Source organism: Bacillus sp. G1(2015b), assembly GCF_001482475.1.
GTDB classification, from domain to species: domain Bacteria; phylum Bacillota; class Bacilli; order Bacillales; family Bacillaceae; genus Bacillus; species Bacillus safensis.
On sequence record NZ_LKIC01000001.1, the window covers coordinates 286,516 to 312,025 of the forward strand.

26 protein-coding genes are annotated in these 25,510 nt (G+C 43.4%); 18 read left to right on the forward strand and 8 right to left on the reverse strand.

The window, feature by feature from the left end; all coding sequences use genetic code 11:
• Position 1: 1 nt before the first annotated feature.
• Positions 2 to 1,390: an APC family permease gene (locus AMR95_RS01215; protein ID WP_058837332.1), complete on the forward strand. Its 1,389-nt coding sequence runs from the start codon at positions 2 to 4 to the stop codon at positions 1,388 to 1,390.
• Positions 1,365 to 2,759 carry an NAD-dependent succinate-semialdehyde dehydrogenase gene (locus AMR95_RS01220; RefSeq protein ID WP_058837333.1) on the forward strand — a complete coding sequence of 465 codons (1,395 nt, stop codon included), beginning with the start codon at positions 1,365 to 1,367 and terminating at the stop codon, positions 2,757 to 2,759. The genes AMR95_RS01215 and AMR95_RS01220 overlap by 26 nt, the downstream gene beginning before the upstream one ends.
• A gap of 44 nt (positions 2,760 to 2,803) precedes the next feature.
• On the opposite strand, the gene AMR95_RS01225 is transcribed toward AMR95_RS01220, so the two are convergent.
• The 3 genes from AMR95_RS01225 to AMR95_RS01235 all read right to left on the reverse strand — a co-directional run bounded on the left by AMR95_RS01225 (position 2,804) and on the right by AMR95_RS01235 (position 5,831).
• Positions 2,804 to 3,400, reverse strand: a complete 597-nt coding sequence (locus AMR95_RS01225) for an NAD(P)H-dependent oxidoreductase (RefSeq protein WP_058837334.1) — start codon at positions 3,398 to 3,400, stop codon at positions 2,804 to 2,806.
• A gap of 165 nt (positions 3,401 to 3,565) precedes the next feature.
• Entirely contained in the window at positions 3,566 to 4,180 is a 615-nt protein-coding gene (locus AMR95_RS01230) for a YcnI family copper-binding membrane protein (protein ID WP_041089100.1), read from the reverse strand.
• Positions 4,181 to 4,196: 16 nt separating this feature from the next.
• Positions 4,197 to 5,831 carry a copper resistance CopC/CopD family protein gene (locus tag AMR95_RS01235; protein WP_058837335.1) on the reverse strand — a complete coding sequence of 545 codons (1,635 nt, stop codon included), beginning with the start codon at positions 5,829 to 5,831 and terminating at the stop codon, positions 4,197 to 4,199.
• A 507-nt stretch (positions 5,832 to 6,338) separates the two neighbouring features.
• Here AMR95_RS01235 and AMR95_RS01240 point away from each other — a divergent pair.
• From AMR95_RS01240 to AMR95_RS01260, 5 genes are all read left to right on the forward strand, one after another.
• Positions 6,339 to 7,781 carry a PTS mannitol transporter subunit IICB gene (locus AMR95_RS01240; protein ID WP_039176553.1) on the forward strand — a complete coding sequence of 481 codons (1,443 nt, stop codon included), beginning with the start codon at positions 6,339 to 6,341 and terminating at the stop codon, positions 7,779 to 7,781.
• A 93-nt stretch (positions 7,782 to 7,874) separates the two neighbouring features.
• Positions 7,875 to 8,309, forward strand: coding sequence for a PTS sugar transporter subunit IIA (locus AMR95_RS01245; protein WP_012008933.1), 435 nt, complete (start codon positions 7,875 to 7,877; stop codon positions 8,307 to 8,309).
• Position 8,310: 1 nt separating this feature from the next.
• Positions 8,311 to 9,432: a mannitol-1-phosphate 5-dehydrogenase gene (locus tag AMR95_RS01250; protein WP_058837336.1), complete on the forward strand. Its 1,122-nt coding sequence runs from the start codon at positions 8,311 to 8,313 to the stop codon at positions 9,430 to 9,432.
• 101 nt (positions 9,433 to 9,533) lie between these two features.
• Positions 9,534 to 11,282: a methyl-accepting chemotaxis protein gene (locus AMR95_RS01255; RefSeq protein ID WP_058837337.1), complete on the forward strand. Its 1,749-nt coding sequence runs from the start codon at positions 9,534 to 9,536 to the stop codon at positions 11,280 to 11,282.
• Positions 11,283 to 11,497: 215 nt separating this feature from the next.
• The gene (locus AMR95_RS01260) at positions 11,498 to 11,890 is read left to right on the forward strand and encodes a RidA family protein (protein WP_039176565.1); all 393 of its coding nucleotides are present in this window, start codon (positions 11,498 to 11,500) and stop codon (positions 11,888 to 11,890) included.
• Positions 11,891 to 11,921: 31 nt separating this feature from the next.
• On the opposite strand, the gene AMR95_RS01265 is transcribed toward AMR95_RS01260, so the two are convergent.
• Genes AMR95_RS01265 through AMR95_RS01275 form a run of 3 tightly spaced genes read right to left on the reverse strand, consistent with a single transcriptional unit; the run spans position 11,922 to position 12,877 of the window.
• Complete coding sequence (locus AMR95_RS01265; RefSeq protein WP_039176568.1) at positions 11,922 to 12,155, reverse strand: DUF2651 family protein; 234 nt, start codon at positions 12,153 to 12,155, stop codon at positions 11,922 to 11,924.
• 25 nt (positions 12,156 to 12,180) lie between these two features.
• The gene (locus AMR95_RS01270; protein ID WP_058837338.1) at positions 12,181 to 12,474 is read right to left on the reverse strand and encodes a DUF5316 family protein; all 294 of its coding nucleotides are present in this window, start codon (positions 12,472 to 12,474) and stop codon (positions 12,181 to 12,183) included.
• A gap of 25 nt (positions 12,475 to 12,499) precedes the next feature.
• Positions 12,500 to 12,877 carry a VOC family protein gene (locus AMR95_RS01275; protein WP_041089114.1) on the reverse strand — a complete coding sequence of 126 codons (378 nt, stop codon included), beginning with the start codon at positions 12,875 to 12,877 and terminating at the stop codon, positions 12,500 to 12,502.
• A 184-nt stretch (positions 12,878 to 13,061) separates the two neighbouring features.
• Between AMR95_RS01275 and AMR95_RS01280 the strand changes: the two genes are divergently transcribed.
• From AMR95_RS01280 to AMR95_RS01315, 8 genes are all read left to right on the forward strand, one after another.
• Positions 13,062 to 13,331, forward strand: a complete 270-nt coding sequence (locus AMR95_RS01280; protein WP_080769491.1) for an excalibur calcium-binding domain-containing protein — start codon at positions 13,062 to 13,064, stop codon at positions 13,329 to 13,331.
• Positions 13,332 to 13,458: 127 nt separating this feature from the next.
• Positions 13,459 to 14,214, forward strand: a complete 756-nt coding sequence (locus tag AMR95_RS01285; protein WP_082672183.1) for a Cof-type HAD-IIB family hydrolase — start codon at positions 13,459 to 13,461, stop codon at positions 14,212 to 14,214.
• Between the two features lie 181 nt (positions 14,215 to 14,395).
• A complete protein-coding gene (locus AMR95_RS01290) occupies positions 14,396 to 15,154 on the forward strand; it encodes a LamB/YcsF family protein (protein ID WP_058837339.1) in 759 nt (252 codons plus the stop codon).
• Between the two features lie 26 nt (positions 15,155 to 15,180).
• Positions 15,181 to 16,398, forward strand: coding sequence for an NRAMP family divalent metal transporter (locus AMR95_RS01295; RefSeq protein WP_058837340.1), 1,218 nt, complete (start codon positions 15,181 to 15,183; stop codon positions 16,396 to 16,398).
• 5 nt (positions 16,399 to 16,403) lie between these two features.
• Complete coding sequence (locus AMR95_RS01300; RefSeq protein ID WP_058837341.1) at positions 16,404 to 17,195, forward strand: putative hydro-lyase; 792 nt, start codon at positions 16,404 to 16,406, stop codon at positions 17,193 to 17,195.
• Between the two features lie 18 nt (positions 17,196 to 17,213).
• Positions 17,214 to 17,960: a 5-oxoprolinase subunit PxpB gene (gene pxpB, locus AMR95_RS01305; RefSeq protein ID WP_058837342.1), complete on the forward strand. Its 747-nt coding sequence runs from the start codon at positions 17,214 to 17,216 to the stop codon at positions 17,958 to 17,960.
• Complete coding sequence (locus AMR95_RS01310; protein WP_058837343.1) at positions 17,957 to 19,003, forward strand: biotin-dependent carboxyltransferase family protein; 1,047 nt, start codon at positions 17,957 to 17,959, stop codon at positions 19,001 to 19,003. The genes pxpB and AMR95_RS01310 overlap by 4 nt, the downstream gene beginning before the upstream one ends.
• Entirely contained in the window at positions 18,987 to 19,760 is a 774-nt protein-coding gene (locus AMR95_RS01315; protein ID WP_058837344.1) for an IclR family transcriptional regulator, read from the forward strand. Before AMR95_RS01310 ends, AMR95_RS01315 begins: the two co-directional genes overlap by 17 nt.
• Before the next feature lie 34 nt (positions 19,761 to 19,794).
• On the opposite strand, the gene AMR95_RS01320 is transcribed toward AMR95_RS01315, so the two are convergent.
• Positions 19,795 to 20,430 (reverse strand): FMN-dependent NADH-azoreductase, encoded by a 636-nt coding sequence (locus AMR95_RS01320; protein ID WP_024720223.1) that lies wholly within the window; start codon positions 20,428 to 20,430, stop codon positions 19,795 to 19,797.
• A 406-nt stretch (positions 20,431 to 20,836) separates the two neighbouring features.
• On the opposite strand from AMR95_RS01320, the gene AMR95_RS01325 reads away from it, so the two are divergent.
• The 3 genes from AMR95_RS01325 to AMR95_RS01335 all read left to right on the forward strand — a co-directional run bounded on the left by AMR95_RS01325 (position 20,837) and on the right by AMR95_RS01335 (position 24,858).
• Complete coding sequence (locus AMR95_RS01325) at positions 20,837 to 21,469, forward strand: GDSL-type esterase/lipase family protein (RefSeq protein WP_058837345.1); 633 nt, start codon at positions 20,837 to 20,839, stop codon at positions 21,467 to 21,469.
• Positions 21,470 to 21,558: 89 nt separating this feature from the next.
• The gene (locus tag AMR95_RS01330; RefSeq protein WP_058837346.1) at positions 21,559 to 22,641 is read left to right on the forward strand and encodes a C45 family autoproteolytic acyltransferase/hydolase; all 1,083 of its coding nucleotides are present in this window, start codon (positions 21,559 to 21,561) and stop codon (positions 22,639 to 22,641) included.
• Between the two features lie 129 nt (positions 22,642 to 22,770).
• Positions 22,771 to 24,858, forward strand: a complete 2,088-nt coding sequence (locus tag AMR95_RS01335; protein WP_058837347.1) for a BglG family transcription antiterminator — start codon at positions 22,771 to 22,773, stop codon at positions 24,856 to 24,858.
• Between the two features lie 16 nt (positions 24,859 to 24,874).
• Here the strand turns inward: AMR95_RS01335 and AMR95_RS01340 are convergent, their stop codons facing one another.
• Positions 24,875 to 25,486 carry a class I SAM-dependent methyltransferase gene (locus AMR95_RS01340; protein WP_058837348.1) on the reverse strand — a complete coding sequence of 204 codons (612 nt, stop codon included), beginning with the start codon at positions 25,484 to 25,486 and terminating at the stop codon, positions 24,875 to 24,877.
• Between the last annotated feature and the right edge of the window lie 24 nt (positions 25,487 to 25,510).

Genomic DNA, 25,510 nt, shown 5'->3' on the forward strand with positions numbered 1-25,510 from the left:
TATGCAAAAACAACAAATGGCAAAAACCATGTCGCAGTCTGACGTACTGTTTTTGTCCATTGGTGCAATGCTTGGCTGGGGCTGGGTTGTACTTTCGGGAGATTGGATTTTAACAGCTGGCTTTTTAGGCAGTGTGATTGCCTTTGTGATAGGAGGCATTCTCGTGATCTTTATTGGACTCACGTATGCCGAGCTTTCATCTGCAATTCCAGAGACAGGAGGAGGGCTCGTTTTTGTCCATCGGGCATTTGGGATGAAAGCAGCGTTCGTCTCAGCATGGGGCGTATTGTTTGGTTATGTGTCCGTGATTACGTTTGAAGCTGTTGCCTTGCCGACCGTCATTGATTATGTGATTCCAACAAAGCATGCTGGCTTTCTATGGAATATTGGTGGATGGGACGTGTATTTCACGTGGGTATTGATTGGATCTGGCGGTGCATTGTTTTTAACAGCACTGAATTACATTGGGGCTAAGCCTGCCGCCATTTTCCAGTCCGTGTTCACTGTGGCAATTATTCTGACAGGTTTTCTCCTTTTAGGCGGCGCAACATTTAATGGAGATTTTGCAAACCTTGAGCCGATGTTTCAAGGCGGGGTTGGCGGTCTCATGGCGGTATTAGTCATGATTCCCTTTTTATTCGTTGGGTTTGATGTCATTCCACAAGTAGCAGCGGAAATTCATGCACCAAAGAAAATCATTGGGAGAATTTTGATTATTTCTATCGTAAGCGCGGTCGTTTTTTATCTGCTTATTGTCTTTGGGGTAGCTGCTGGAATGTCAAAAGGACAGCTTGAAGCCTCTTCATTAGCGACAGCAGATGCCATGGTTCAGCTTCTCGGTCATCAAGCATTTGGAACAGTGCTGGTTATTGGCGGTGTAGCAGGGATTGTGACAAGCTGGAACGCTTTTATCATCGGGGCAAGCCGTATTCTATATGCCATGGCGGAAAGAGGCATGATTTCCAAATGGTTTGCGTATATTCATCCAAAGTATAAAACACCGACAAATGCGATTTTGTTTCTTGGGGCATTGGCCTTTTTTGCTCCATTATTAGGCCGTCCTGCCCTCGTGTGGATTGTGAATGCGGGCGGTGTCGGAATCATCGTTGGGTACTTAATTGTGTCCATCGCCTTTATGAGACTTCGCAAAATAGAACCCGAGCTTGAGCGTCCATACCGCATTAAATATTGGCGGACGACAGGCGTTCTAGCCATTGGACTGAGTCTTCTTTTTCTTGCATTTTACTTTCCAGGAATGCCGGCCTCCTTATCATGGCCAGCTGAATGGATTTTGCTTTTAGGTTGGGTACTCATTGGGTATATACTATATGTAATGAATCCAAGAACGAAGGAGACGGTAGAGCATGACAAACGAACTCAAAGTGTATAATCCTGCAACAGGAGAAGAAGTTGCTTCAGTTGCTCAGCATACAAAAGAACAGATCGAAGACGCAATTTCCCGCTCACACAAAGCATTCAAAGCATGGGCCAAAACATCAGCGCATGAGCGTGCCAATATCATTCGCAAGTGGTTTGATCTGATGATTGAACATAAAGAAAGGCTTGCGAAAATTATTACAGAAGAAAACGGGAAGCCGTATCAAGAAGCATTAGGGGAAATCGTCTATGCGGCTGGTTATATTGAATGGTACGCGGAGGAAGCAAAGCGAATCTATGGAAGAACCATCCCATCACATACGACAAGCAAACGCCTTTTCGTCACAAAACAGCCAGTTGGTCCTGTTGCTGCCATTACTCCGTGGAATTTCCCTGCGGCGATGATTACGAGAAAGGCAGCCCCAGCGCTTGCAGCAGGCTGTACGTTTATTGTCAAACCTGCTGAAGATACACCGCTGACAGCTATTGAACTAGTAAAATTAGGTCATGAAGCTGGTATTCCAGAGGATGCATTGCAATGGGTTGTCGGAGATGGCAAAGAAGTGGGTGAAATCTTCACAGATAGTCCATTGATTCGAAAAATCACGTTTACAGGCTCAACACCCGTCGGAAAGCATTTGATCAAAAACAGTGCCAGCACAGTCAAACATGTATCAATGGAGCTTGGCGGCCATGCCCCGCTTATCGTAGACAAGGACGCAAATCTTGAACTAGCTGTCAAACAAGCAGTGGCATCTAAGTTCCGGAATGCAGGACAAACCTGTGTCTGTGCCAACCGCTTAATTGTGCATGAAGACATTCATGAAGCATTTGCGCAAAGGTTCAGCAAAGAAGTAGAAAAGCTGAAAGTGGGAAATGGCTTTGAAGAAGGCACATCTATCGGTCCAATTATCAACAAGCGCGGCTTTGATAAAATTGTCGGTCAAATTCAAGATGCAGTGGATAAAGGGGCGAAAGTTCTTGTTGGCGGCGATACGCATTTCGACAATGACAAATCATATTATTTTGTTCAGCCAACGGTTCTTACACATGTGGACACTTCAATGAACATTATGCATGAAGAGACCTTTGGTCCAGTGGCGCCGATTACGACATTCAAAACATTAGATGAGGCAATTGAATTAGCCAACGATACACCCTTTGGCCTTGCCGCTTATTTCTTTACAGAAAATTATCGGAACGGGCTCTATATTTCTGAACATCTCGATTATGGAATTATTGGCTGGAATGATGGCGGTCCATCAGCTGTCCAAGCACCTTTTGGCGGTATGAAAGAGAGCGGAATAGGGCGAGAAGGCGGAATCGAAGGAATCGAACCATATTTAGAAACAAAATATGTATCAATTGGTTTAGACGAATAAACTTGAAAAAGACTGTCTGAGGAATCCCAGCAGTCTTTTTTATGTTATACAGCCGGCGGGAAAAGCTGGTCCACCGTTTCTTTCGTTTCTTTCAGAATTTCATGTATGTAATCTGCAGATGCCTGTTCCATACTGCTGAACAAAAGCCGTTCGACAGGCTGAACCCCAATAAGATTAAAGACTTCTGTATCCGTTGTCATGTGATGAGAGGAGGAGAAGCTCATATTGGAATCAAGAAAATTCCTCGGGGCATCGTGCGTGTTGATAATGACCCCTTTTTTGTGCCGAAGTAAATTTTCAATCACTCCATGCTCATTCTTCTGATAAGCAAAGCCCTCAGAAAAGACGCGCTCTACATAGCCCTTTAGCATAGCTGGCAAGCCTGTCCACCATATTGGAAAAATAAACGTCAGCACATCCGCTTGCTGAATCAGCTTCTGCTCTCTTTGAATGTCGATCGGGACATCACCGCATTTGATCGCAGCCTTTTCTGCAATGGTGAGCTCTGGCGGAAAACCTAGCGCATAGACATCACGAACAGTCACTTTATGACCATTGTTCAATAGAGTGCTCACAACAAGATCTAATAAGGTTTGATTTAAGCTTTGCTGGGGATGAGCAAAAATGATTACATGGTTCATCTCATAGCCTCCTATGTGGTCATCTGTCTCATTATGGCATGCGGCTTTATCCTATTCAATCCTATATTGGTAATAACAAGTTGGGAAAATGGAAAATAATTGATTTTAAATGTGTAAAGGAAGAAAAAGCGATCGTTTCTAAGAAAACGATCGCTCATACAGCTTTTATTTTTTTCTAAAAGCAAGTCCAAGTGCAATCAGCGCCACGACTAGAGCAGCAATGGACAGACCAAGGACAAGTGGTGAGGAAGAAGCAGAGGCTGTTTCAGAGGCCTTCTCTTCTTTTGGTTTTTCTTGACCGTGTGAATCCGTTACGGTATTAGATGCGACAATGTTTGTGATGGAATGAGGTTTATCAGCATCTTTATCGCCAGTCCATTCAACGACCGTTCCATCCTTATAATATTGATACGCATCCCATGCAGCTTCACCAGCTTTTTCAGGGTTTTTCGCTACAAAAACGAATTGCTGAAATTGTCCAGCAAGCACACCTTTACCGGTTGCTTCCCAAGTCACTCTTGTCACCTTGCCATCTTTCTCTTCAGTTGACGTTTTCCAGCCAGGTACAGGCTCATATTGCTGGAATTCTACGCCTTTAGGAATTGTCACGACAACCTTAGTCGTTGGACTGTCACTTTCAGAAGGAACCTTTAATGTATAGGTCTCCCAAGCATTTGTCGCAGACGTATCAGGCTTGACTGTTACGTGCGCACTCACAGGAATCGCCAATAAAAATGAAGCGAGAAGCATTGGTAATAAAGCTTTAACGTATTTTTTCATATGTGATGAACTCCTTTTAGTTTCTTCTAATAAAGGTGGTATCGATATTCTCAAAAGAACCAGTTAACGCATGGATTTCAATTTTCCATGTGCCTTTTTCATTTAATAAGAGATTTTCAGCAGAGAAATGACCGTTTTTTAATCGTTTCAGCTGAAATTCACTTGGTGTCTCATCACCGAATAAAGCCACCTTATGAATCTTGGCTGTCACAGATTGAATATCAGTCATCGTTTCACCATTCTTCTTTGTAAATGCCACTTCGAATGAGTTTTTCCCCGGGGCATTCGGGGTAATGCTCAAGGACACAATGTCACGATGCTCGACCTGATTTGCGCCAAAGAAAGGCTCAGGTGCAGGCGGAGGAGGGCTCGGAATATTAGTAAAGACAGCCGTTAATAACAAAATGGCGATCCCGATCATCCATTCAGCTCGTAAGGAAAAGCTGCGTTTCTGCTTTTTTTCCCATCTCAGCATCAAGTAATGCATAAGTCCAAGCAGGCCCATGATGATAAATAAACCAAGCTTGATTAAAAAGGTGCGTCCGTATGCTGATTGGAAAAGAGCGTCAAACGATTGCAAAATAAAGATGGCATTCACAAATCCTGAAAACACAATAAGTCCAACAGAGAGCAGTGCCCAAGGATGAAATGCTGCGAGCGTATTCCGTATGAGCGGCTCATCTTCATTTGGCAGTTTCTTCATCAATAGAAGGACAATGGCTGTTAAACCACCAACCCAAATCGAAGCAGAGACGAGATGGATGAAATCAAGTGATGTTGTGAGTATTTTATTGTCTGTTGCGGCTGGATGTCCGATTTGTGCTTTCAACCAAAGCAGCACTGTGAAGAGAAGCAGTGGAAACAGCCAAACACGAAAAGAAGAGAAGTCCCCTTTTCTCACCGCCACAATTGTCCAGATGGTGAGAAGTACAAATGACGCCATAAGCATCATCCACAGACTACCGCCAGAAGTGGACGCAATCGTTTCTTGTAAAAGCGAAGGCTGAAATGCCCCAAAAAAGGACACGTCTGCCGCTGACTTTGTCTGAATCGGCAGCTGGAACACAAGTGCTCCACCCATCATGATTAATGACAATGTCAAAATCCGCTTCATTCGTTTCGCCAATACAGGTGAAATCGCAGTCTTAAACCAAAGCAGTCCAAACAAAATGGTGCCAAGGAATAAGCTGAATGACGTATAAAGAAAGGCTTTATCAATAGTTGAAGCCACATCAATGGATTCATCCGTCTGACCTTGCTCTAATTGGTCAAAACCGCCAGCCGCTTTTCCAATACTAAACGGAATCATGCCAGAGACAGAGTGTCCATCCGCTGATACCGCATTCCACTGAATGGTGTAAATCCCTTTAGGTAAATTCTTTTTTAAAGCCGCTTCCATGATCTTTTGATCTTTAATGACCGTATCTCCTTTATCCACACGATCACCTTTTGCATTTAGCACCTTAATGGCATGAAACCCGCTTTCAATTCCTTCACTAAATGTGATCGAGACTGAAGGGGGCTGCTGATCCAGCTCTTCATTTGCCGCTGGGTTCGAGCTCACGACATATGCATGAGCAAATGCTTCCTTTGGAATGAAAAAAGCGAACATGACCATAAGAAGCAGAAGCCACTGACTATTTTTAAACAAGGTGAATAACCGCCTTTCTACCTATGAAAATGTCTCATGTATCAGAAAGAAAGCGGCAGTAAATTGTGAGTCACAGAAAAAACCGCTCTTCCTATTGTACCGCCCTCTCTAAAAGGTAAACGAAACAAACAGCAAGATGGTTCACTTTTTCTGTGTCATGTCTGCGCAGACATTTCTTAATTGAATAGGTTTGATCAATTATAAGACTATTCGATTTAAGAAGAGGAAACAAGAAGAGACCATTTGAAAGTTGTGAAATTCCCATGAATTTTGCTTCAAAACAACGGCAGATCAACCTTTTCACTCGTATTGTATTGAGGTCTGAGGGTGATTTCACATCATTTTTCAATTTTGTCACACACTATGTGACAAAGTGACATTTAGTTTCAATTGAAGAGAAAGTGAAAGCGTTTTACGATAGGCATAAGGGCTTCACTGAATCTTGTTCTTATATCTTTTGACCTATAAAGCCCTAAATAAAGGGAGAGAAGAAAGGAGTTTTCATAGATGCAGGAAAAAAGCGGATTTCGCGTAAAAGTACAGCGCTTTGGAAGCTATTTAAGCGGTATGATCATGCCGAATATTGGAGCGTTTATCGCTTGGGGACTCATCACCGCATTGTTCATTCCAAGTGGTTATTTTCCAAATGAACAATTAAATACACTCGTTGGTCCAATGATCAACTACTTGCTGCCGCTCTTAATCGGTTACACAGGCGGGAAGCTCGTATATGACCATCGAGGCGGGGTACTCGGTGCAACTGCTACGATCGGGGTTATTGTCGGTTCGGACATCCCAATGTTTTTAGGTGCGATGATCATGGGACCGCTTGGCGGGTATCTCATTAAGAAAATCGACCAGCTGTTTAAAGACCGAATCAGATCAGGTTTTGAAATGTTGATTAATAATTTTAGTGCAGGTATTCTAGGTGCCATTTTAGTCGCCATTGCTTTCTACGCCATCGGCCCAGTGGTACTAGGTCTGAATAAAGCCCTTGCGGCAGGTGTAGATATCATTGTCAATGCACATTTACTTCCGCTGGCAAGTATCTTCATTGAACCAGCAAAAGTATTGTTCTTAAACAATGCAATTAACCAAGGAATTTTAGGTCCATTAGGGGTGGAGCAAGCGGCGAAGACAGGACAGTCCGTTCTGTTCTTGCTTGAAACTAACCCAGGACCAGGTCTCGGTGTCCTTCTGGCCTACATGTTCTTTGGAAGAGGGACAGCAAAGCAGTCTGCACCGGGTGCGATTGTCATTCAATTCTTAGGGGGAATCCATGAGATTTACTTCCCATACATCTTAATGAAGCCAAAGCTCATTTTAGCGGTAATTGCTGGGGGAGCAAGCGGCGTTTTAACTTTTACACTGTTAAATGCGGGCCTAAAGGCTGTACCGTCACCAGGAAGTATCATCGCTCTTATGCTCATGTCACCAAAAGGCGGCCATCTTGCCGTTCTAGCAGGTGTTGTCGTGGCAGCGGTCGTATCATTCCTTGTCGCTTCTGTCATTTTGAAAGCGTCTAAAGCAGTGGATGAAGACTTAACAGCAGCAACAGAAAAAATGCAAGACATGAAAGGCAAGAAAAGTGCAGCAGCTGCTGCTCTTACAGCACAAAAAGAAGGTGCTGAAGCAAGCGAGCAAGCAGCATCTCCAGATGAAATCAATCCAGATGACGTGAACAAAATCATCTTTGCCTGTGATGCAGGAATGGGCTCAAGTGCGATGGGCGCATCCGTTTTAAAGAATAAAGTCAAAAAGGCAGAACTTGATATTGATGTGACAAATACATCCATCAGCAACATCCCAGATGATGCCGATGTGGTCTTTACTCATAAAGATTTAACAGATAGAGCGAAGGCAAAACTGCCAGGAGCTGTGCATATTTCAGTTGATAATTTCTTAAACAGTCCGAAATACGATGAGCTGATTGAGAAATTAAAAAAATAACATGACGAAACGGGTTGAGTCCAATTTTTCTAATTGAACTCCCCGTTTTGGTTGTTTTCTGATTTTCATTCTAAAAAAGGTGTGTGATCTTTCATGAAACAAGTACTTTCAAAAGACAATATTTTTCTAAACGAACAAGCGGGCTCTAAAGAAGAAGCCATTAAAAAAGCAGGAGAAGTCTTAGTGGCAAACGGTTATGTCACAAGTGATTATGTGGACAAAATGTTTGAAAGAGAAAATATTTCTTCTACATTTATGGGCAACGGAATTGCTATTCCTCATGGAACAGAGGATGCGAAAGCGGCTGTCCTTCATTCAGGGATTTCCATTATCCAAATTCCAGACGGCGTTGAATACGGCGAAGGAAATATTGCCAAAGTCGTATTTGGCATCGCTGGTAAAAACAATGAGCATCTCGATATTCTTTCTCAAATTGCGATTGTGTGTTCAGAAGAAGAAAACGTAGAGCGTATCATTCATGCAAAGGATCAGGATGAACTGATCGCCATCTTTAACGAGGTGAACTAACATGAAGGCACTTCATTTTGGAGCAGGAAATATTGGCAGAGGGTTTATCGGATCTTTGTTAAAAGCATCAGGCTTTGAGCTCGTTTTTACCGATGTAAATGAAGCGGTCATCAACGAGCTGAATGAAAAAGGAGAATACACGGTTGAACTCGCAGCACCAGGGCAGCAGCAAGAAGTAGTCGGTCCTGTGTCAGCCATCAATTCCGCAAAAGATCCAGCTGCTTTAATAGAGGCGATTGCAACAGCTGATCTCATTACAACAGCTGTTGGACCAGCCGTTTTGAACATCATTGCTTCGTCGATTGCTGAAGGTTTAAAACAGAAAAAGCCTGATCATATCATCAACATTGTGGCATGTGAAAATATGATTGGCGGCAGCTCTCATTTAAAGAAAGCCGTTGTCTCTCATTTAACAGCTGATGAACAAGAAGCGCTGTCACAAACAGTAGGTTTTCCAAACGCTGCGGTTGATCGCATTGTCCCAATTCAGCATCATGAGGACATATTGAAAGTATCAGTCGAGCCATTTTTCGAGTGGGTGATTGATGAGACAGGCTTTATTGGAGACGTTCCTCAAATTGACGGAGCGACCTTTGTACAAGATTTGACGCCATTTATTGAACGTAAACTCTTTACTGTCAACACAGGACATGCACTAGCTGCTTATGTCGGGTACGAGAAAGGTGTGCAAACGATTAAAGAAGCTGTCGATACACAAGAGATTCGTCAAGTGGTCGAAGGTGCACTTCACGAAACAGGCAGTTATTTAATCGACACATATGGCTTTCAAAAAGAAGAACATGATGCGTATATTCAAAAAATCATCAAACGATTTGAAAATGCCTTTATCTCTGACGAAGTCACGCGTGTCGCACGCTCTCCACTTAGAAAGCTCGGAGCAGATGACCGTTTAATCGGTCCAGCGAAAAAGATCAAACAGCCACAGTATTTAGTTAAAGGCATCGTGGCAGCTTTGGCTTACGACTTTACTGAAGATGAAGAAGCTGTTCGTCTGCAGGCATTACGAAAAGAAAAAGGCATTGAAGGTGTGCTGGAAGAGGTATGTGGACTCTCGCCAACAGACGATCTTTATCAAGCCATTCTTAAAGAAGCAACTCGATAATTTGAACATCCCTTTCCAACGTGCGAAAGGGATTTTCTTCTATGACTTTTTTTAATACTTTCCCCAGCTTGACGATATATAAAATAAGGGGGAATTTGTTTATGAAAAAGAAAGCGTTTGCGTCAAGAAGTGTCTTTTTTCAATTAATGTCTGCCATTATCGTGATCACGATTTTAACGGGCGGACTTGTTGGAACTACGGGATATTTGTTAGCGAAACATGTATTAATTGATGCAGGGAAAGCAGATTTAAAGCACATCGTCAGCGGAGCAATGGCCACACTTGAACAATTGAATGACCGTGTGGAGAAAAAAGAACTGACGCTTGAGCAGGCGCAAGAACAGGCCCGCCTTTACTTGAGCGGACCCAAAAATGACAACGGGAAGGGATACCAATCTCAAAAATCAGACTTTATGTATAAAAATAAAGGCTATCTGATCGCATATGGCACTGACTACTCAACCCAGGTCCATCCGGTCAACGACATCGGTGTCATTCCAGATAACACGACCAATCGTCAAAAAATGGTCGCTGGCGCCAATGCAAAAGATGAGGATGCACACTATGTGACCTATATGGATAAGGACGATGCAACCGGCGAAGAAAAGGAAAAGCTTGCCTATATGAGCCAGTTTACACCGTGGAATTGGAGTGTAGGCATCGCTGTCTTCCAGGACGAATTTTATAAAGAATTAGAGCAGATGAAGCTCTATATTATTCTCATTACAGCGGGTGTCGCCCTTCTGAGTTTAGGCGTCTTTTATTTAGCTGCCAGAGGAAAAGTCAGATTGCTCAAGCAAGTCACTGCTGCTTCAAAGGAAATTGCAGCGGGGAATATTGAACGCACGAGCTTAAAGGAAACAACGGATGAAATCGGACAGCTGGCAAAAGGCTTTAACCATATGTCAGGAGAGCTTAGAACACTGGTGAGCGGTTTACAGGAAACGAGCAGTCAGCTTGTGGAATCAGCGACAGATTTATCGGCGATATCTGAAGAAACCTCAGCCAGCAGTGAAGAAATTGGACGAGCCATCGGAGACATTTCGACTGGAACACTTCATCAAGCATCTGATCTTGAAGTAGCCAATCAACAAATGACCCAGTTTAATCAATCTATTGAGAATGTGAAAGAACAGAGTGATCAAATTAAACGGATTTCCGACCAATCGAGTCAATCATCACAGCAGGGCCAGCAAATCGTACAGCAATTAAAACAATCGAATGAACAATCGATTCAAGCGTCTCAAGGCATTAGAGCGGGAATCGAGCAGTTAAGTACAAAAGTACAGGATATTTCTCAAATCACAGATACGATTGAAAGCATTTCAAATGAGACCAATTTACTGGCACTGAATGCCAGCATTGAAGCAGCACGTGCAGGAGAGCACGGCAAAGGCTTCTCAGTTGTGGCGAGTGAAGTGCGGAATTTAGCTGAGCAGACAAAACAATCAGCCGTTCAAATTCAGCAAATGATCCAAGGCATTAAAGAAGAAACGACAACAACAGCTGGTATCATGTCTAACACAATGGATCGTTTTGCCGAGCTGGATGAAGCGGTGCATGCAACAGAACACGAATTCAATGCCATCTCTACATTGATTTCACAAACCATCGTTGAAACAAACGCGATGGCAAAAGAGCTGAATACACTGCTGGAGCAAAACGACCTTATCACAAAAGCCATGCACGGCGCAGCACATGTTTCTCAAGAAAACGCAGCGGCGATCGAAGAAATCACTGCATCCACAGACGAACAAGTGACAGCCATCTCTAATGTGGCAAAAGCAGCAGAAAGACTCAATGAACTTAGCATGCGGTTGAATCAGGACATTGCGCGTTATCGTCTATAATTCATTTTGACTATGTGGTACTATGAAGTTAATCAAAACCTTGCTCACGCAAACAAAAGGAGTGTTTCAGTCATGAAAAAGAAGATATTGATGTTCTTACCTTGTGGCTATGGATACTCTACTGCTGTTTTCTTTGAAGGTAGATAGAAATTGGTGAAGTCTGTCTACAAAACGAAGAAACTAGCAGAAAAATAAACGTGAGTGAGGGACATAACATGGAAAAAATCACGAGAAAAAACCCAGAAAGTATGCCGAAACCTGTTGGTAACTACAGTCATATTACAAGGGTGCCAAAGGGTGCGGGATTATTTGTTACATCGGGTCAGGTAGGGACAGATATAGATGGGCAGATCCCATCAAGCTTAAACGACCAAGTAACGAATACGTTTGAAAATATCAAAAAAATCCTTGAATCAGAGGGATTGAATGAAGAACATGTGATCAAGGTCAATATATGGGCAACAGAAGAAATAGACTGGGATCATCTATATCCTCAGTGGGATACGATTTTCAAAACAGCTTACCCATCAATGACGGTTGCGTATGTATCAGCTTTAGGATGGCCTGAGCTAAAAATTGAAATTGAACTATGGTGTGCGGATATATGATTTAAAAAAAGAACAGCGATGCTGTTCTTTTTTACTTGAGCCGCTTTGTAATCCATCCAGCAAAGAATGTAAAGACGGTATAGACAATAACCCAAATGAGAAAAGATTCATTCCCGCCAATATAGGTGAACATGAAGATCATGCTCGCTAACAGCACAATCAAAGTAGGCATCCAAACATTCTTCAAAAGGAGCGTACCGAAAATACCAATCAGCACAGAGATAATGGGGAAGCCAAATACAATGAATAAAATAAAAACAGCCATACGACTAACTCCTTTTAACAAGTGTTTACATCAAAACATAAAAGACCGACGCAGCCATGTGCGGAAGTGCAAAAATGATCAAAAGAAAAGCCGTATCAAGGCGCCACAAGCGGTGTTCTTTTGTTTCAGAATGATAGGCTGCTCGTGTCTCTTCTCCACTTGTCCAAGCACCCATTAGCACCCCAGACATCACGACCCCAATAATAGAGATTCCGCCACTGATAAACCCAATCCATTCAAGGTGCTGCAACAGGATAGCGGCGCTGCAAATCACAATCATTGAGCAAACACCGACGAAAAAAACATGTTTTTTTCTCATTTTGGTTCACTCCCTTCAAAAACAATTAGGAGATCGCATCACATATTTCAATGAAATGACCATCAGGATCAGACACATAAGCGACTGTTTGACCCCATGGTTTTTTTGCAGGTTCCTTGATGATCGGAACCCCTTTATCTTTCATTGAAGCAATTGTTTGATCCACATCATCCACAACAAAGCCAATCTCAAACGTTTGAGACGCTTGATTTGCTTCTGGGACAGGCAATCCGAGTGCCTCTTTGACATCCTGGCGTGAATTAATCGATAACGTCACGTCTCCAGTGTCAAACTCAACATAAGATTCAACCCTCAATTTTATTGGGAAACCAAGAACATGTTGATAGAAATGAATACTTGCCTCAACATCGTTTACATATAGAATGGTATATTTCATTTTCATGTGAAAAACTCCTCTCTTCATATACGTGTCAAAAACGGAAAGGTTTCCCACTCATTGTACCATATAGGATATAAGGTGTATTTCATACCAAAAAAATCAAAATAATTAGCTCAATAGTCTTGAAAAACAAAAAGTGGTGACATATGATAAAAATGTAAAATTAGAAAAAATAGGGGGATTTTACATGTTGAAAAAAATCATGGTAGCTGTCTTGTCTTTAGGTCTTTTACTAAGCTTTACACAAGTTGACACCCACACAGCAGATGCAAAAACGGTCAAGTCTTACAAAAACTGCAAAGCGCTGAACAAAGTATATAAAGGCGGCGTAGCAAAAAGCAAAAACACGAAAAACAAAGGCGGAAAAACAAAGTACAAGCCTTATGTATCAAAAGCACTTTATCAAAAAAATATGCGGCTTGACCGCGATAAAGACGGCATTGCGTGTGAACGCTAAGCACCTGTGAAAAGACCTGTCACAAGGTCTTTTTTCTATGGGATCAAACTCGTCCCTTTGTGCCAGCTTCATCTTTATATTAAAATAAAGATAGTTTCAAAAATCGATACAAAGTGGGGTACTCAATTTGTCAACACAAGCTCATAAGAAAGACATCCGATTGATTGCCATTGATATGGATGGTACGCTGTTAAACAGTGAGCACATCATTCCAGAGGAAAATAAACAAGCGATTAAAGAAGCTGAAGCAAAAGGGGTCCATGTAGTCATTAGCACAGGACGGACACTGATGACATGCCGAGAGCTGGTTGAGCCGCTCAAGTTATCTTCTTACCTTGTGACAGCAAACGGAAGTGAGATCTGGGATTCAAACTTCCAGCTGATCGAACGAGATCTGCTGCATCCTGATCACGTCCAAATGATGTGGGATTTAAAAAATAGGTACGAAACCGATTACTGGGCTTCGACTGTGGATAAGGTGTGGAGAGGTGAATTCCCAGAACGAATTCATGACCATGAATGGCTGAAATTTGGCTTTGATATTCATGATGATGAAGTTCGTGAGGAAGTCCTCAATACATTGAAAACAAATAAGCATCTAGAAATCACAAACTCAAGTCCAACGAATATCGAAGTCAATGCAGCCGGCATTAACAAAGCGGCAGCTCTTGCAAAAGTAGCAGAACGCATTGGCTGTACGATGGATAACGTCATGTCACTTGGCGACAGTCTCAATGATATGGCGATGATTCAAGAGGCCGGATTAGGCATTGCCATGGGAAATGCGCAGGAAGTGGTGAAAGAGGCCGCTGATTGGATTACAGCTCCTAATACAGAACATGGCGTTGCAAAAGCTATCCAACATTGGGTGCTGTCTAAATAGAATGCATTTCATACAAGAAAAAGTGAGAGGACTTTGCCTCTCGCTTTTTTTGTTTTCTCTAGTTCTATTGTTATGTTTTCTGCCAATTTCATGTGCAGTCTATGCAAAGTTGGTATAATCAGTATAAATTCGAATATTCGGACTTTATATTCCGTATTTCGGAACAACAAGGAGGGTTTCTATGTATCAAGTGGATATCAACTGTGATTTGGGAGAAAGCTTTGGTCAATACACAATCGGTGCAGACGAACAAATCTTAGAATATGTCACCTCAGCCAACATTGCTTGCGGTTTTCATGCAGGAGATCCAACGGTTATGAGAAAGACAGTCAGAATGGCACTGGGTAAAGGGGTCAAAATTGGTGCACATCCTGGTTTGCAAGATTTGGCCGGCTTTGGCAGACGTCCAATGGCTATCTCCGCAGAGGAAGCTTATGATCTTGTCATCTATCAAATTGGTGCGCTATCAGCCTTTCTCAAGGCCGAGGGCGGCACAATGCAGCATGTCAAACCACACGGCGCCCTCTACAACATGGCGGCTGAAAATACTGAATTATCTGAATCAATTGCGAAGGCTGTGTATGATGTGGATCCAAACCTTGTGTTATTTGGTCTGTCAGGGAGTGAACTTGCGTTAGCAGGTGAACGGATAGGTCTGCAAGTGGCTCATGAAGTTTTTTCTGATCGGACGTATCAAACAGACGGGACGCTGACATCGCGCCGCGAACCACATGCACTCATTGAAGAGGATGAACGTGCCGTCCAGCAGGTTGTTCGTATGGTGCGAGAAGGCAAGGTTCGTACAGTTCAAGGGGAAGATATCGAGCTCAAAGCAGATACGGTCTGCATTCACGGAGACGGCAGCCATGCGCTTCAATTTGCAAAAACCATTACAGCGAAGCTAAAAGAAGCCGGCATTCATCTCAAGGCCTTTCAATAAAAATCGTCATCAAAGGGGGAAACAGCATGAAAACAGAGAAAGTCAAACACGTGAAGGCACCAAAGGGGAATCGGTCTATGCTGATGGGCGCTGCCTTTTTAATGGCGACGTCCGCGATTGGACCGGGATTTTTAACACAAACGACCGTCTTCACACAGCAACTTGCGGCTAGCTTTGGATTTGTCATTTTGATCTCAATTTTATTAGATATTTTTGCACAAACAAATGTATGGCGCATCATTGCCGTGTCAGAAAAACGAGGTCAGGATATTGCAAATATGGTGCTCCCGGGTCTCGGGTATGTGCTCGCCTTTTTGATTGTCATTGGGGGACTTGCCTTTAACATCGGAAATATCGCTGGGGCTGGTCTTGGTTTTCAAGTGATCTTCGGTGTCGATCCGCGAATTGGCGCAGGGATCAGTGCTGTGATTGCCATTCTCATCTTTGTAATTAAAGAGGCTGGGAAAGCGATGGACCGTTTCACACAGGCAGCAGGCTTTGTCATGATTGGCCTGATGCTGTATGTGGCGATTTCAACAGCGCCGCCAATTGGAGAAGCGGCGGTGAGAACATTTGTCCCAGAGAAGATTGATATTTTATCCATTGTGACACTTGTGGGCGGAACAGTAGGCGGCTATATCGTCTTTGCTGGTGGGCATCGCTTGCTGGATGCAGGTATTAAGGGGAAGGAAGCACTGCCGCAAGTGACGAAAAGCTCTATTTTCGGTGTCTTAATTACTTCTGTCATGCGTGTAGCACTCTTTCTTGCCACATTAGGAGTTGTTTCAAAAGGCTTGCAGATAGATCCATCCAACCCGCCTGCCTCTGTTTTTCAATTAGCTTCAGGAAATATCGGATATAAAATGTTCGGGATTATTATGTGGGCTGCGGCGATTACATCCGTCATTGGAGCAGCATACACATCTGTTTCTTTCTTCAAAACCTTCTCGCCAAAAATTGAGCAAAACCAGCGTGGCATTATCATTGGTTTTATTGCTCTTTCAACCCTTTGTTTTATCACGATCGGAAGACCTGTGAACATCTTGATATTAGTTGGAGCGATCAATGCATTGATTTTGCCGCTCGCCCTTGGCACATTACTTGTTGCGGCTTATAAGAAAGACATTGTCGGAAATTATCGCCATCCTTTCTTTTTGACGGTGTCAGGTGCATTTGTTGTGGTCATCATGGCGATAATGGGCGGTTATACCATCATCAATGAAATCCCGAAACTATGGAGCTGATTCAGATGAATACTTACCAAACATATGAACCTTCACAAATTAGAGAATTGATTCGCGAAAAAAAGATCACAGGACCAACGGCTGGCTTTGCTGAGGGGTTTGCTCAAGCCAATTTAATGATTGTCAAAAAGGAACTTGCCTTTGATTTTCTTTTATTTTGTCAGCGGAATCCAGCTGCATGTCCCTTGCTTGATGTACTGGACCCGGGTGATCCAGTGCCAAGACGGTCGGCGCCTCAAGCGGATATTCGTACGGACTTTCCTAAGTACCGTATTTACCGAAAAGGGATTCTTGAAGAAGAGGTTACAGATATCTCTGCTTATTGGGAGGATGATATGGTTGCCTTTCTCATTGGATGCAGTTTTACGTTTGAGCACGCGCTTATGCTGAATGACATCCCTGTCCGCCATATTGAAGACGGTCATAACGTACCCATGTATCAAACGAATATAGCTTGTGAAAAAGCAGGAGTCTTTCATGGCCCAATGGTGGTCAGCATGAGACCCATTCCGGCGCATCAGGTCACAAGAAGTGTTCAAGTGACATCTCGATTTCCATCAGTCCATGGCGGCCCGATCCATATAGGGGACCCAGCGGTGATTGGTATTTCCGATGTGAACCAGCCTGACTTTGGAGAACCATCTGTGATCAAAGAAGGAGAAGTCCCGGTGTTTTGGGCATGTGGTGTGACGCCGCAAGCCATTGTCATGCATACAAAACCCGACATTGCGATCACTCATGCACCTGGGCATATGTTCATCACAGATCGAAGAGATCAAAAGCTCGGTGTACTGTAGAAAGAGAGGTGTCCTCAAGTGGCTTTTTCAACAATAAAAGATTCCATCACCTACCACCCGCTGGGAGATGCAGCGATCGTCATCCAAGCTGGAGCTGACATACATGAAGAGATTCATGCACGTGTTGAGCAGCTGTTTGCATGTATTGAACAGCACCCATTTGAAGGTTATGTAGAAGCGGTTCAAGCCTTTACAAACGTGACTGTTTTTTACGAGCCTTATACCGTTCATCAATCGGCCCAGCTTCAAACACAAGATCTGTCTCCGTACGAATGGGTCAAAGGCTATATTGAACAACTTCTTGAAGACAAATGGCAGGAGGGAGTTCAGGTAAAGCGCCGCATTGTGGACATTCCAGTCTGTTACGGAGGAGCGCTGGGCCCTGATTTAGAAGAGGTTGCCCGTATCAATGGTTTAACGCCAGAGGAAGTCGTACGTATTCACACTGCCGGGACGTATCTTGTCTATATGATTGGATTTGCCCCCGGGTTTCCGTTTTTAGGCGGGCTGTCTGAAAAGATCGCGGCACCACGCAGAGAAACACCAAGGATGTCCATTCCAAAAGGCTCTGTTGGTATTGCAGGAAAGCAGACAGGCGTTTATCCAATTTCCACACCCGGGGGCTGGCAGCTCATTGGACAAACCCCGCTGCCGCTTTTTCGCCCAGACGAGGAAATTCCGAGTCTATTGAAAGCAGGGGACGAGGTCAGATTTGTCCAAATGTCTGAAAAGGAATTTTTCAGCATGAAGGAGGCAGAACGTTGAGTATTCATGTCATCAAGCCAGGGATGTACACAACCATTCAAGATAAAGGGCGGCAAGGCTATCAAAAGTATGGCGTCTTAACGAGCGGCGGCATGGACCCGCTCTCACTTAGAATCGCCAACATTCTCACTGGCAACCAAGAAAACGAAGCCGTGCTGGAAGTCACGTTGATGGGGCCGGGTCCTGTGCTCACATGTGAGAAGGATCAGCTCATTGCAGTCACTGGTGCTGATGTAGAGATTGATATTGACGGAGAGCGGGCACCTTTATGGAAGCCGCTCTTTGTCCGATCAGGAAGCACGATCACCTTTGGTCTTTGTAAGAGAGGCTGCCGCGTTTACCTTGCTGTGGCAGGTGGATTTGATGTAGAGCCAGTCATGCAGAGCAAAAGCACCTATGTAAGAGCAGGGATCGGTGGACTGAAAGGGCGTCCTCTTGAAAAAGGCGACGTTCTACCCATTGGAGAGCCGTCTCTCGTAGCGGATCATTTGTTTGATAGGCTAAAATATAAAGTGAATCAGTCGGGATACGGCGCACCAGATTGGACAGTGAGTCACGATTATTTTTTGCCGCTGCGGAAATCGCCAGTGATTCGTGTGCTGGCAGGGAGGCATCTTTCTCATTTTCAAGAAACATCTCAAACCGCATTTTTTGAGCAGCCTTATCAGGTCACACCCCAATCAGATCGTATGGGCTGCCGGCTGAAGGGGGAGCCGGTTCATTTAAAAGAAAAGCTGGAATTGATCTCAGAAGCGGTCGCCTTTGGATCCATTCAAATTCCTCCCGATGGTCAGCCGATTATTCTGCTGGCAGATCGGCAAACGACAGGCGGATACCCGCGTATTGGAGAAGTAGCGACTGTAGATTTGCCGCTTATTGCACAGGCGATGCCTGGGGCAAAGCTGTATTTTGAACAAATAGATCGTCGGGATGCAGAGCAGGCATTATTTAAGCAAGAAGCAGAACTGAGAGAGCTTACCGCAAGAATCAAGCTGGAAGCATTCTCGTTTAGAAAAGGTGAAGAAGATGCAAAACACAAATAAAACGGTTGTGAAATCTATGGAGATTTTGCGGCTGTTTATCGCTCACGATCAATTAACATTAAATGAAATGATCGAGCTTTCCGGTATGCCGAAAACATCTGTCCATCGCATGGCGACCTCTTTAGCCGATATGGGGCTGTTAGAAAAGCAAGAAACAGGTGCTTATCGATTAGGCTTGATGTTCCTTGAATATGGTCAGCTTGTGGCGGACCGTCTTGATATTCGGAGGATTGCGAGACCATTTATGGAAAGCTTACGTGATGAAGTAGGAGAAGCTGTACAGCTCATTGTTCGCGAGGGTGACGAAGCCATTTACGTGGAAAAGATAGAAGGTACGCAGCCTGTTCGTCTCTACACCGCCGTCGGTAGACGTTCCCCCCTATATGCGGGTGCCTGTGCGAGAAGTATTCTTTCCTTTTTGCCAGAGAGCGAAAGACTTGCCTATATTGACTCAATTGAGCTGGGGAAGATCGGAATTGGGACTATTACAGACAAAGAGGTTCTAAGAAACATGCTGGAAGAATCAAATGCGCGGGGATATACGTTAAGTTATTCTGAGCTTGAAAACTATACAGCGGCCATTGGAGCTCCTATTTTCAATCATCTGGGGGAAGTGGCAGCAGGTATTAGCATTGCAGGATTTGAAGCGGGCTATCAAAAAGAACGCCTGCCTTACTTAATTCAACAGGTGAAAAAAGCCGCCAGTGATATTTCGAGAGAATTAGGCTTTTCATCCGAACAAATAAAAAGCCAATGACCGTCAAGATCATTGGCTTTTTCGCGTGCAGTTATTAGAAAGTTTTTCCTAAAGCTTTTGCACGTTCGATTGCATCTGCTTTAATTTGCTCTGCTTTCGCAGGCTCAGCATTGTGACCTTCAACGATAAGACCTTCGAAAGAAGGAATTCCGAAGAAGTTCGCAATTGTACCAAGGTAACGGTGACCTGCTTCAAGTTCAGCAGCAGGACCTTCAGTGTAGTATCCACCACGTGCTTGGATGTGAAGAGCTTTTTTGTCTGTTAATAAACCAACAGGACCTTGCTCAGTGTATTTGAATGTTTTACCAGCTACAGCAACAGAGTCGATGTATGCTTTAAGAACTGGTGGGAATGAGAAGTTCCAAAGTGGTGAAACAAATACATATTTGTCAGCAGAAACGAATTGATCACTTAATTCGTTTAGGCGAGCAACTTTTGCTTGCTCTTCAGCTGAAAGTGTATCGAAGCCAGCACCAGATTGAAGTTTGCCCCAGCCAGCAAATACATCTGCATCAATGTGAGGAATGTTTTCTTTGTACAAATCGATATGTACAACCTCGTCACTTGGGTTTGCTTCCTTATAAGATTCGATAAATGCCTTAGCAGTAGCCATACTGTAAGAAACTGTTTCATCATGCGGATGTGCAGTGATGTATAAAACTTTTGCCATGTTCATTCAATCCTTTCTGTTTCGGTTATTTTTTTAGCGTATCCCAAAGGTACGCTGAATATGTGGCATCTTTAATCATATTGGAATGCTATGAAAAAGATGTAACAAGCACAGTTACATAAAAACTGATATTTTCATTGTAATCACATTGTAGTTTGAAGTCAAGATATAAAGTCTCGAAATCAAGATAAAAAGTTTGTAAATTTTTCTGGAACGCATAAACACGCAGATTTCAGCGCAAAAAACCTACTCTTATTGAACAAAAAATCGTTCAATACCGCAAGTAAAGAGTTTGTAAAGGCGCTCCAGCTCAAAAAAAGATGGATGCCCCTAAGTCATCTGCTACAAGCATCTGTTCTCCAAATTCGTATATATAAGAGAAGGCAGGAGAGAGTGAGGGATAAGAGTGGGACGATCCTATGTTGCGATTGGAGATTCCTTAACAGTTGGGGTGGGGGCACGTTTATTTGGCGGAGGATTTACTCAGCGGTTTCGATGGCTGCTTGAAAAAAAGACGCATGCACCGGTCGAGCTGTCTGTATTTGCAAAGTCAGGGTTAACGACCGATGAGATTTTACAGCTCTTTAAACGGTCTGAGGTGAGATGTGCCATTGCAGCTGCTGACATCATCACCATTACAGGCTGTGGAAATGACCTTGTTCAAACTGTTCAGCAGTATGAAGAAGGTGAAGATGAAAAGAAACTGCTGCAAGCGGTCATGCATTGCCAGGCGAATTTTAGCAAGATGATTCAAGAAATTGCTCAGATCAAAAGAGGGCAGCATGAGCCCTATTGCGTATATCTCATGAATTTATATAATCCTTTTCCACAAATACCAATAGCCGGGCGGTGGCTTCAGCAATATAATCAACAACTTCGTTTGCTTGCTGCGAATCCACATGTAGAAGTTGTGGATGTATACAAAGCGTTTGAAGGGCATGAAAGAGCTTACTTATCGATTGATCAATTTCACCCGAATCCTAAGGGGTATGATGCAATGGCAGAAGCATTGTATCAACAATACTGTAAACAGCTGTAATCCGGTGGGATTGCAGTTTTTTTCATCCTTTTCAATAAATGACGGTTTCGATATGATAAAAGAAACGAAGGCGAAAGAGGTGTGCAGGCATGGAGGAGATCAATGCGTTTTTTCAAAAGATGACAGGAACGGCGTATGAAGTAGGAAAACAGCAGGCTCTCTGGTTGAAGGAGAACCAGCAACTGCAGACACAATATATTCGAACAGAACCGGTAACACAACAGGCTGTGAAGGAAACGAAGCAGCTGATCCGTCCTTTTCTTCCTCAATTAGATGAAGAGATTGCTGGGTTTTGTGATGAAATGCAATTAGATGAGCGTTATTTGACCTTTTTCTATTCATCACATCTTCAGCCAGGCTGTTCCCATTGTGTGAGGCAGGGGAATATGGCAGCCGGTCAACAAACGGTCATGCTTCGTAACTATGATTTCTCCCCGATTTTTGATGATATGCGTCTTGTGACGACACATGTGAAAGGCTTGGCATGTCATACAGGTTCGTCGCTGCTCTTGTTTGGCAGATCTGATGGAATGAATGAGCATGGTCTTGCTGTGACTTTCTCCGCTTGCGGTCCGCCGGTTGGCAATGAACCCGGTTTAAAGCCTCCAGCAGTCGCCGGTTTGCAGGTGTATCATGTGATTCGCTCTGTTCTGGAATCCTGTCAAACGGTCGAGGAAGCCATTCACTCAATCCAGGAAATGCCCGTTGCTTCAAATGTTCATATCATGCTTGCGGATCGAAAAGGAGAGGCGGCTGTGATTGAAATCATCGATGGTCAAAAAAGGGTGAGAAGACCGGAGACAGGTTATATTGCCGCAACGAATCATCCGGTAGCTGATCAAACAGCAAAAGGGATGACCAAACATCATTCTATTGTCAGATACGATATGTTAATGGAGGCTTTAAAAGAACAACGATCAAATGATTCTCTTGTGAAGCTGTTCCAGACAGAATATCCTGATGGTCTAACTGTGCACAATTATGAAGAGCTGTTTGGAACGATGCGAACCGTCATGTTCCGTCCGGAAGAAGGCACAATCGATTATTGCTTTGGCTCTCCAGTGTACAATCCGACTTATTCTTTAAAAGCCGGGGGTTCACTGCCTTTTCATGAACAAAAGGTACAATTTCATCAAAAGGATTATGGACCGTCATTTTGGAGGAGTGTCTAATGATCCCTTGTTTATATTTTGTCACAGCCGCTGTGCCAAATTCAGATCAACTTAAGATTGCATCGCTCGTTGAAAGCGTTTTATATTAAGGTGTGACAATAGACCTATTTATACAGAAGGAGGCATTTCATGTACATAACGGCACGAGAACAGAAAGTCATTAAATACATCATTCAGCAAAATCGTTATGTCACCATTCGTGAGATAGCCGATTCTGTTCAGGTGAGTACAAGAACGATCCATAGAGAACTAAAATCTATTAAACCAATTTTGAAAGATTATCATCTTTCATTAGATAAACAGCCGGGAAAAGGCTTAAAGGCAGTTGGCGAACAGGAGGATAAACAGCGGCTTCTTGCTCATATGTCAAGTGAGGATCAAATTGAATATAGCTCGGATGAACGAAAGCTCTTAATCCTATGTGCGCTGCTTGAAGCGAAGGAACCGGTGAAATTATACACACTCGCAGCTGACTTGCAGGTAACAAATGCGACGATCAGCTATGATTTAGATGAACTGACGGAGTGGATTGCTCCATACGGTTTGCAGCTTATCCGCAAGCGCGGGTACGGCATTGAATTAAAAGGGCCGGAGGAAGCAAAACGGAAAATTGTCGGCAATCTCATTGTTGACCGGCTCGACATTCAATTGTTTTTAGAAACGATTGAAATGAATATCAAACATCGAACGAAAGCAACGGAAAAGGTGTTTGGCGTTGTCAGCAGAGGTCAGCTGCTCAAGGTAGAAAGACTGCTCTTTCATTTGAAGGATCGGCTGTCACTTTCCTTATCTGATAGTGCCTATATCGCACTTGTTGTTCACTTAACCTATGCTATTGAACGTATTCAGCTTGGGGAAACCATTCGAATGGAAGAGGAAGAGCTGCTGGAATTAAAGCGGACGAAGGAGTTTGAATCATCACTCCGAATGGCAAGAGCGCTTGAACGCATGTTTAATGTGGAGATCCCTGAAGCGGAGGTCGGATATATGACCATCCACCTTCGCAGTGCAAATCGCAGCTTTGGGGCAGAATACCGTATTGATGAAATCGAGCTGGATATCGCGCTGAGAACGAAAAAGCTCATTGATTTTATTTCAAATAAAACCGGCTATCATCTTAATGAAAATGATTCATTGTATGAGGGACTCGTATCTCATCTCGAACCTGCCATGAACCGTCTAAAGGAAAAGATGAGAATCTATAATCCGCTCACACAACAAATTAAAAAAGACTACTTTTTGCTGTTTATGGCGATTGAAGAAGGAGTCGAGCGCTTCTTTCCTGAGATTGAATTTCCAGAGGATGAAATTGCCTTTATTGTGCTTCACTTTGGCTCAGTGCTTGAAATCAAAAAAGAAGAAACAAAAATTCATGCGCTTGTTGTTTGCTCAAGCGGAATCGGTTCCTCAAAAATGCTCGCCTCCCGGTTGAAAAAAGAATTGCCGGAGATCGCCAAATTCGATCTATCCTCCTTGATAGAGCTAAAGGAAATCGATGCATCGAGCTATGACATGATTGTTTCGACCGTTCCGATACCATATGAGCATATCGATTACATTATGGTCAGTCCCCTCCTAAACGAGGATGATGCCATGCGTGTGAAGGCTCATATTAAACGGAAGATTCCTTATATCATCGAGAAAAAAAGAACAAAAGAATCTCCTAAAGAATTGGTGCAAGAAACCGTTAATATGATGACGGTTGCAGAGCAGGTGACGAATTATATGTTTGTGATTCGCAGCATCCTGTCCCGTTTTACCATTGAAAAAAGAAAGACGATGCCGAAGCATGATGAAACCATCAGGCAGCTGCTTCGTCAGCTTGAAGAGGAAGGGCTTATCACACATGCGGATGATGTAGCGAGCGGCCTTTTGGAACGTGAACAGCAAGGCGGCTTAGGCATACCTGGTACTGAATTTGCTCTTTATCATTTAAAGCATGCATTCATCAAGGAACCAATCTTTCATATTTATGATCTTGATCAAGCATACGAGGTTAAAAGCATGGATGGCGGGCAGCAGCAGATGTCACGAATGCTCATGATGCTGGCGCCGCAAGAGCTTGGCAAGGAAGGGTCAGAAATGTTTAGTCTGATCAGTTCATCCATCATTGAAAGTGAAGAAAGCATGGCGCTTTATGGACAAGGGACAAAGGAACACATTGAACAGAAATTACATCAGCTTTTCTATCAATTTGTCAAAGAGGCAAAGTGGTAAGAAAAAGGCCGAGAGCTTAGTCGCTTCTCGGCTTTTTTGCTGTGACACAGACAGCAAGGGTAGGACGAATTTCTTCATACTCAATAGAAAATGGGTCAAACCCTGCAAACTGCATGTCATTTAATATGCTTTCACCCATCTCTTTTGTCCGGTTGGCGTCAGCTCCTTTTTCTCTTGGCTGCATGACAATAACGAGTGTTCCGCCTGGTTTCAAGGTGTGGTAAAGATTGAGTAAGCCCGTCTTTGGATCATCCCAAATTGTAAAATTGTTAACAGACAGCACTTTGTCATACTGCTCTCCGGGAAGGCGTGTTTTCTCGATTTTTCCGACATACAATCGGACCTGTTTGTTTTTTGCTCGTTTGCTGACGCGGGACTGTGCTTGCTCCTGCATGGTTGAAGAAGCATCCAGCCCATCAATGTGAAGATCTTGATAATGCTTGAGCATATGTTTGATGCTGTAGCCGGGTCCATAGCCAATCTCCAAAATGTTTTCACCATCAGTCAGATCTAAGTGGCGGATGGCCCACTGATTCAATGCTTTATTTTCATTTGCCATAATGAATCCAGCGATGCTTCCGAGCCAGCCTTTTGGTCTGCTAAAGGTTTTTGAAAGGGTAGACAGCATGTGCGAACGCTCCTTTTTGATGAT